Genomic DNA, 739 nt, shown 5'->3' on the forward strand with positions numbered 1-739 from the left:
CGGGTTCCCGTTTGAAGCTGTCACCGCAACGTGATTTGGCCGTGTGCGGCGCTCCGCGATACAACACTGGACATAAATTCATGGGTCACGCCCGGTCACTTGGTCGCTCTTATGGACTGCATCCAGATGCTCACGCGCGCACATTTTCTTACATCTCCAGCCACTCTTGCCCTCCCGCTTCTCGCGGCCTTTATCCTGGTATCGCAGCCCGCCGCGACACGCGCCGGAGAGTTTGCGGGTGTGGTCGAACTGTTCACCAGTCAGGGATGCTCCTCCTGCCCGCCAGCCGATGCCGAACTGGCGCGCCTGGCCGACGAGGGCAAGGTTCTGGCGCTGAGCTACCATGTCGATTACTGGAACTATCTCGGATGGGCCGACACGCTGTCGAGCCAGGCCAGCAGCGAGCGTCAATACGGTTATGCCCGCACCCTCAAGCGCAAGAATGTCTACACGCCTCAAGCGGTCATCAACGGACAAGACCACGCCAACGGGTCGGATCGCGCCGCTGTGGCATCCATAATCAAGAAACTGTCGGCCATCGGCGCCGGACTCACCGTCGACGTCGAAGTCGGCAAATCCGACGACGGCCTGACCATTTCCATCGGTCCAGGCGCCGGCAAGGCCGATATCGTGGCGGTCTATTTTGATGAGGCCAACACGGTCGACATCCAGCGCGGCGAGAATGCCGGCCGGGCCATCACCTATCGTCACAGCGTGCGCGAAGTCGAGACCGTCGGAA

1 protein-coding gene is annotated in these 739 nt (G+C 61.3%); it reads left to right on the top strand.

The annotated features are described in order from the left end of the window. Window positions 1-111 precede the first annotated feature (111 nt). Window positions 112-739: DUF1223 domain-containing protein (locus ACR0C6_RS21725; RefSeq protein ID WP_480621219.1), on the top strand; the 628-nt coding region annotated here is incomplete at its 3' end.

Source organism: Ruegeria sp. AL12 (genome assembly GCF_056540885.1).